Genomic DNA, 6,564 nt, shown 5'->3' with positions numbered 1-6,564 from the left:
GTGGCGGCGGTGATCCTGTCGAAACTGCCGGTGAAGCGCGCGGCCGAGCGGGCATCGACGACCTGCGCCGAACCCGTTTCCAGCGCCGCGCGAACCTGGTCGCGCGCCCGGACCAGATCGGGCCGGAAGGCGGGGGTAAAGCGGGCCGGGCGCGGCTTCGGCACCCGGTCGGTCAGCGGCCGGCCCTCGGCCTGCCATTTCTTCAAGCCGCCATCCATCACCGCGACCCGGTCATGGCCGAAGGCGCGCAGCGTCCACCAGGCGCGGCCGGCCGACATCAGCCCCGGCGTGTCATAGACCACGACCGCGGTTTCATTGCCGATCCCCAGCGCGCCGATCATCCGCGCGAAAGCCTCGGGCGTGGGCAGCATATGGGGCAGGGGTGTGTCGTGATCGGCCACGGAATCGATGTCGAAGAACACCGCCTCGGGCAGATGGCGCTGTGCGTAAAGCTCGGCCGCGGTGGGCTTGCCGCCCGGCAGCACGAAGGTCGCGTCCAGCACCACCAACCCGGGCGCGCCCAGATGCTCGGCCACCCAGCGGGTCGAGACCAGGGGTTGGTCGCGCCGCATCATTGCTGCGGCCCCGCGATCCGCATCACCTGGGCCAGGGCCTCGGGCGTGTCGATGCTGCGCGCTGCCTCATACAGCGCGTCCACATCGGCCGCGCTGTGCAGCGGCGAGACCATGGCCTCGAACTTGTGGCGCAATTCGTCCCAGGACAGCGGATTGTCGGGGTGGCCTTTCAGGATCTTGGTCGTGGCCTTCAGCACTTCGCCGTCTTCCATCACCACCTCGACATGCGCCTCGGCCGGCGACTGCCCGACCACAGGCTGCACGGTGATCCTGTCGATCAGCGCCATGATCGGCGCCTCCTGCAGCGTCGCCTCGACGAAATCGCTGGGCAGAAGGTGGCGGCCCGACAGGCCCATCGCGACGCAGAACGGGATCGAGAACTTGCCTTCCAGCGGCGTCACGGGCTTGCCCTTGCCGGCGGTGACCAGCGCATGGCCGTGGGTGCGCACATGGACCGAGCGGATCGCCCGGCCCTTGACCTTGTCGGCCAGGCTGCGGGCGGTTTCGGTCGAGGCATGGGTGGCCCGGCACGAGGCGAACAGCTTGAACCCGTTGCCCAGGATTTCCCAGCGCGTGCCGAAATCGTCCAGAGTCGGGATCTCGCCCGAGGCATCCTGGATCAGCGCCGACAGCCAGCCGCCCTTGATCTCGTACAGGGTCTGCGCGGCCTCATAGCCATGGGCGGCATATTGCGCGGCCATGATCCCGTCCATCGCGGCCTTGCCGGCATGGAAGGGTTTCGAATGGGTGCCGAAGGATCCGACCAGCCCGCCCATGGTGGTTGCGGCATTGCCCAGCGCCGAGCCGGTCTGATGCGGCGTCAGCCCCAGAAGCACGGCGGTCGAGGCGGCCGCGCCGGCGCGGCCCACGACCGAGGTCGGGTGAAAGCCGTTGCGCTGCAGCGCCCGGCCAACGCCGTTCGGCCCGCCATTCCCGAGCTTGGCCATCACCTCATAGCCGGTGATATAGGCGCCGATCATCGCGCCGCCGGACAGGCCCAGCTCCTGCGCCATGGCCAGCGTCGCCGACCAGACCGGGCCCGAGGGATGGCCCGCGCCCAGGGGATGGGTGTCGTCGTAATCCTGCGAATGGGTGGCGGTGCCGTTCACCAGCGCGGCCAGGGCCGGCGCGGTGGTGTAGCTGTGAAAGACCGTGGCCTTGCCCGGCGCGTTCCAGTCGCGGATCGCGGCCGAGACGGCGCGAACCGGCGCATCCTGCATCGCGCCCAGCGTCACGCCCAGATAATCGACAAAGGCCTTGCGGGCGGCGTCCAGCACTTCGGGCGGATAGGCGCGCCCTTCGGCGGCGGCAATGAAATCGACAAGCTGCGCGCCCCGGGTCGGGATCGGCGCAAGCGGCTGGGTCTGGGTCATGGCAGGGGTTCCTTGGGATGCGCGCGCGAGAGGGAAGGGGGGGCCGAGACGGCAGCGCAGGGGCAGAGAAGGGGGTGGGCTGCGGGCCACAGGGCCCGCAGCAATGGCGATCGGTCAGGCCCGGTCAGTTCTTGGCCGGTTCCGTGACATTGGACAGAAGCTCGGTGTAGCGGGCGTTTTCCGTCTCCAGGAAGGCCGCGAAGGTCTTGCTGTCCATCGGCGCCGGCATCAGGTTTTCCTTCGCCAGCATGTCCTGCCAGGCCTGCGAGGCCTGCAATTCGCCGAAGGACTTGTCCCAATAGGCGATCTGCGCCTCGGTCAGGCCCGGAGGTGCCACGACCGACCGCCAGGCATAGACCACCGCATCGACGCCCAGTTCCTTCCAGGTCGGAACCTCGGCCAGAAGGCCGGTGCCGCGGGTTTCGCTGGCAACCGCGATATAGCGCAGCTCGCCGGATTCGACGAAGGGATCCAGCGCGAAGGGAGTGGTGATGGCGACGTCGACATGCCCGCCCAGCGTGGCCGTCACGCCCTCGGCCGAGCTGTCGAAGGCCACGGCCTTCAGCTTGGTCACATCCGCGCCCGCAGCCTTGGCCACCAGAAGCGCCGAGATGTGGTTCGTCGTGCCGATCCCGGTCGAGATCGAGAACGAGACCGACCCCGGATCGGCGGCCAGCATCTCGAGCAGCATCTTCGCATCGGTGATCTTGCTGTCCTTGGCGACGGCGAAGGCCATCTGTTCGTTGAACAGCATCGCGATCGGCGTCACGTCGGTGTATTTCTGCGGGCTGCGGCCAAGGATGTTGTTCGACAGCATGACGCCGCCGATCACCTGCAGATAATGCGCATCGCCCGCATGGCTGATCGTATAGGCCAGCGCGACGGAATGGCCGCCGCCGGGCTTGTTGACGGTGATGCTGTCGTTCGGGATCGCGCCGATGGCCTTCAGATTGGCCTCGACATCGCGCGCCGTGCGGTCATTGGCGCCGCCGGGGGCCACGCCCACGACGATCTCGACCGCGTGTTCGGGCTTCCAGCCGTCCTGGGCGGCGGCGATGCCGGGCAGGGCCGCCGCGGCAAGGGCCAGCGCGGTCGTGCCCAGAAAGGCGCGGCGCGTCGGGGTGGTGAATTTGGTCATCTGTCTTTCCTCCTCATGAGATCGTCTGGCCGGTCTTCGGGCCGGGTGTTCGGGGTGGTGGTCATTGGGCAGGGGTGGCCTGCGCCACGCGGCGGCGGCGCAGCAGGCGCAGGACCAGCGGGCCAAGCACCATCAGCGCCGCCAGGGCCAGGAACAGGACGGCAATCCAGCTGGACCAGAGGATCGCCGGGTCTCCGCCCGAGATCGTCATCGACTGGCGGAACGATTGTTCCATCTTGCCGCCCAGGACCATTGCCAGGATCAGCGGCGCGATCGGGATGTCGCATTTCTTGAACGCATAGCCCGCGATGCCGAAGCACCAGGTCAGCAGCAGGTCCTGCGCCGAATTGTCGATCGAATAGACCCCGATCGAGGCGATCACCAGGATCAGCGGCAGAAGGATGCCGGTCGGCGTGTGCAGCACCCGCACGAACAGCGCGATCAGCGGCAGGTTCAGCACGAACAGCATCAGGTTGCCGATATACATCGACCCGATCAGCCCCCAGACCACATCGGGGTTGCGGGTGAACAGCAGCGGACCGGGCTGGATGCCGAAGATGATGAAGGCGCCCAGCAGGATCGCCGTCGTGGTGCCGGTCGGGATGCCCAGCGCCAGCAGGGGCACCATATGGCCACCCACCGCGGCATTGTTCGCGGCCTCGGGTCCGGCGACGCCCTCGATCATGCCGGTGCCGAACTTTTCCTTCTCCTTGTGGATCGAGCGTTCCAGCGAATAGCTGAGCATGGTCGAGATCGTGGCGCCGCCGCCCGGGATCACGCCCTTGAAGAAACCGATCAGCGTGCCGCGGATGATCGGCATGTAGGACCGCCGCCATTCCTCGGCCGTCAGCCACAGCCGGCCCTTGATCGCCAGCACGGTGGAATTGCCGCGCAGATGTTCCTCGACATTGACCAGCACTTCGGCAATGGCGAAGAAGCCCACGGCGGCGACCAGAAAGCTGATCCCGTCCTGCAGTTCCAGATTGCCGCCGGTAAAGCGCGGCATGCCGCTTTGCAGGTCGATGCCGATGGTCGAGATCATCAGCCCGATCACCATGGAAAACAGACCGCGCGCCACCGATTTTCCGGTCAGGCTGGAAACCGCGGCCATCGAGAAGATCAGGATCGCGAAATGCTCGGCCGGGCCAAATTTCAGCCCGAACCGCGCCAGCGGCACGGCCATCAGCGTCAGCGCGATCACGCTGAACGTGCCGGCAATGACCGAGGCGATGGCCGAGACCGCCAGCGCGGCGCCCGCCCGGCCGTTGCGGGCCATCTGATAGCCGTCGATCGCCGTCATCACCGACGAGGCCTCGCCGGGGGTGTTGATCAGGATCGAGGTGGTCGATCCGCCATACATGGCGCCGTAATACATGCCGGCCAGCATGATCAGCGCGGTGGTCGGCTCCATGCCGAAGGTCAGCGGCAGCAACAGTGCCATGCCGGCGGCCGGGCCCAGCCCGGGCAGCACGCCGACCAGCGTGCCCAGCACGCAGCCCAGCAGCGCAAAGCCCAGATTGTGGAACTGGAAGGCGACGGAGAAGCCGTTCAGGATATGGTCGATGGGAAGCATGTCGGTTCCTCCGTCAGAACGGCAGCAGGCCGCGAGGCAGCTGCGTTCCGAATGCATGGACGAAGATCAGATAGCTTGCGCCGCAAAAGCCCAGCGTCACCGCGACCGGAATCCAGCGCGGCCCGCGATACAGGACCAGCATCGACACCAGAAGGAACAGCAGCGTCGACAGCAGGTAGCCAAGCGGGCGGAACAGCAGGAAGAAGGCCAGAACCGCCCCCGCCGCCAGCACGAAGGTCAGCGCATCCTCGCGCAGGAAGGCGCGCAGATTGGCGCGGGCCGGCGCCCAGCTTTTCTCGCGCATGCCCTCGACCAGCAAAAGCCCCGCCACGCCGATCAAGAGGATCATCAGCAGCCGCGGATAGGCGGTCGGGCCCAGGACGTCGCCGAACATCATCTGCGGGATGGCGGCGATGCCCAGGCCGTAAAGCGCGGCAATGCCCAGCGCCACAAGGGCGAGGATGACATTAACCATGGGCCGCGACCCGCCGGTCCGCAGCCGCTGCCGGGCGCAGCATCTGCGCGGTCATCCCGGACAGATCGCTGCAGCCGGGCAGCGCCAGCAGCGCCTCCCACAGCGCCACCGCGCCGTCGCGCCCGGTGACCAGAGCGGCGCAATCCAGGAACTTCTCGCGCACCATCTGGGGCGTCATCGGGTGATCGTAGGTCGACCCCATCGCCGCCTCGACATAGCGGGTCAGGGTCCGGCCGTCGCGGGTCACGATGGTCACATCGGCGCCGCTGGGATTTTCGCGGGTGTAGCGGACCAGCCGGCTGCGGGCCATCAGGGCGCGGGTCGCGGCATCCGAGAAGGCGGGGCCCTCATCGAAATCGCTCATCACCACGCGGCCTTCGACGATGGCGCGGGCGGCGCAATAGGTCATCGAGAATTTGGCGGCCAGCGGCGTTGCGGGGTCGGGCACGTTGATATGCGGGAAGCGGATCGGATGCACCGCGACTTCGATCGACTCAATGTCCTCCGCGGTCAGCCCGTGTTCCGCGCGCAGATCAAGAAGGCCGTCCAGCCCGGGCGCCGTGGCATAGCAGCAGGGATAGCGCTTCTGCTTGATGCCCTTCTTGCGGTCGAGGATCTTCAATTCGCCGGTCCAGGGCTGGACCAGCGCGTCAAGATCGACATTCTCCATCCCGCGGTTATAGGCGTTGAAATAGCCGTGGTGATGTTCCAGCGCGGCCTCGCCCGAGGTGAAGCCCTCTTGCGCCAGCAGCACCGCCAGCAGCGCGTTGCGATTGGCATTGCCGACGCCCAGCGGCTTGGTCATCGAGCCGAAATTGGATTTCACCCCCGAGGCCAGATGGGTGGCGATGCCGATGGCCATGGCCATCTGACGCTGGTCCAGCCCGGCCAGAACCCCGCAGGCGGCGACGGCGCCGAACAGGCCCACGGTCGTCGTCGGATGCCAGCCGTTGGTATACTGGAACTTGCTGACGGTATTGCCAAAGCGCGCCGCGGTTTCGAAGCCGCAGATGAAGGCGTGGATCAGCTGGGCGCCGCTGGCTTTCTGCTGCTCGGCCAGAGCCAGAAGCGCCGGCAGGACCGCGACCGAGACATGGCCGAAAAGATGCGAGTTGCTGTCGTCGTAATCCAGCATATGCGCGGCGGTGCCGTTCAGCAGGGCCGCATCCAGCATGCCGATCCGGCGCGTGCCGCCCAGCACCGCGGCCGGCCCGTCGCCGGTGCCCGGCAGAACCGCGCGGGCCAGCCGGGACTGGCCGTCATGCACGGCGCCCGCCAGCGTCACGCCCAGCGTGTCGACAATCGCCATCAGCGCGCGGTCGCGCGCCTCGGCCGGGAACGCACCTTGCGCGAGCCCCAGAATATTCTCTGCCGCGGCAAAGGACGCCGTCCTTGCTTTCGTCATCTTTCCTCCCATTGTCCTGGCTGCC

At 67.4% G+C, this 6,564-nt stretch carries 6 protein-coding genes; all 6 read right to left on the bottom strand.

Annotated features, from left to right (window positions below):
- A partial coding sequence (locus tag K1Y73_RS10675; RefSeq protein WP_225028283.1) for a sulfurtransferase occupies positions 1-575 on the bottom strand: 575 nt, incomplete at its 3' end.
- Positions 572-1,948, bottom strand: coding sequence for an MmgE/PrpD family protein (locus K1Y73_RS10670; RefSeq protein ID WP_225028282.1), 1,377 nt, complete (start codon positions 1,946-1,948; stop codon positions 572-574). The genes K1Y73_RS10670 and K1Y73_RS10675, both read right to left, overlap by 4 nt.
- Positions 1,949-2,072: 124 nt before the next feature.
- Complete coding sequence (locus K1Y73_RS10665; protein WP_225028281.1) at positions 2,073-3,086, bottom strand: tripartite tricarboxylate transporter substrate binding protein; 1,014 nt, start codon at positions 3,084-3,086, stop codon at positions 2,073-2,075.
- Positions 3,087-3,147: 61 nt separating this feature from the next.
- Positions 3,148-4,659, bottom strand: a complete 1,512-nt coding sequence (locus K1Y73_RS10660; RefSeq protein ID WP_225028280.1) for a tripartite tricarboxylate transporter permease — start codon at positions 4,657-4,659, stop codon at positions 3,148-3,150.
- Between the two features lie 13 nt (positions 4,660-4,672).
- Complete coding sequence (locus K1Y73_RS10655) at positions 4,673-5,134, bottom strand: tripartite tricarboxylate transporter TctB family protein (RefSeq protein WP_225028279.1); 462 nt, start codon at positions 5,132-5,134, stop codon at positions 4,673-4,675.
- Entirely contained in the window at positions 5,127-6,539 is a 1,413-nt protein-coding gene (locus tag K1Y73_RS10650; protein ID WP_225028278.1) for an MmgE/PrpD family protein, read from the bottom strand. The genes K1Y73_RS10655 and K1Y73_RS10650 overlap by 8 nt, the downstream gene beginning before the upstream one ends.
- Positions 6,540-6,564 lie beyond the last annotated feature (25 nt).

Source organism: Xinfangfangia pollutisoli, assembly GCF_020179405.1.
Lineage (GTDB): Bacteria > Pseudomonadota > Alphaproteobacteria > Rhodobacterales > Rhodobacteraceae > Pseudogemmobacter > Pseudogemmobacter pollutisoli.
This window is presented reverse-complemented; position numbering and strand designations above follow the sequence as displayed.

Excerpts from the sequence above, each read along its gene's own strand:
- K1Y73_RS10665 (WP_225028281.1), bottom strand. The coding sequence starts at position 3,086 with ATGACCAAATTCACCACCCCGACGCGCCGCGCCTTTCTGGGCACGACC.
- K1Y73_RS10660 (WP_225028280.1), bottom strand. The coding sequence starts at position 4,659 with ATGCTTCCCATCGACCATATCCTGAACGGCTTCTCCGTCGCCTTCCAG.
- K1Y73_RS10655 (WP_225028279.1), bottom strand. The coding sequence starts at position 5,134 with ATGGTTAATGTCATCCTCGCCCTTGTGGCGCTGGGCATTGCCGCGCTT.
- K1Y73_RS10650 (WP_225028278.1), bottom strand. The coding sequence starts at position 6,539 with ATGACGAAAGCAAGGACGGCGTCCTTTGCCGCGGCAGAGAATATTCTG.
- K1Y73_RS10670 (WP_225028282.1), bottom strand. The coding sequence starts at position 1,948 with ATGACCCAGACCCAGCCGCTTGCGCCGATCCCGACCCGGGGCGCGCAG.